Raw genomic sequence first — 274 nt, 5'->3', positions numbered from 1 at the left:
ATCTGCAACACTTTACCCGCGCTGCCTCAACCCTGTATGGCGGGCGTGAAGCGGCTTGCGAACAAGGGTTGTGCCGGGCGCTTGGGCGAGGTCAGCCGATCTCGCGGGATGTGGTCGGCGTGTGATAATAAAGCGGGAAGATCAGGCCGTAGGGAATGGTCACGACATCGGCCATCTGGTCGTCGGTGGGGCGATCATTGCTCATGCTTTCGCGGTCCGTGTGACCGGCATCGATATCCAGCTCCGACAGTACGACGATGATCGTGCTCCAGAG

Annotated in this window: 1 protein-coding gene; it reads right to left on the bottom strand. The window is 60.2% G+C overall.

Translation table 11 applies throughout. From position 1 onward, the window contains the following. Positions 1 to 91: 91 nt before the first annotated feature. Positions 92 to 274, bottom strand: a 183-nt coding sequence (locus tag SB719_RS19985) for a hypothetical protein (protein ID WP_412159714.1), incomplete at its 5' end; no start/stop codon positions are given.

The sequence above is a fragment of the Pantoea sp. SIMBA_079 genome (genome assembly GCF_046940275.1).
Classification (GTDB): Bacteria; Pseudomonadota; Gammaproteobacteria; order Enterobacterales; family Enterobacteriaceae; genus Pantoea; species Pantoea borealis.
The sequence above is the reverse complement of the archived record's forward strand: the minus strand, read 5'-3'. Positions and strand labels throughout refer to the sequence as shown.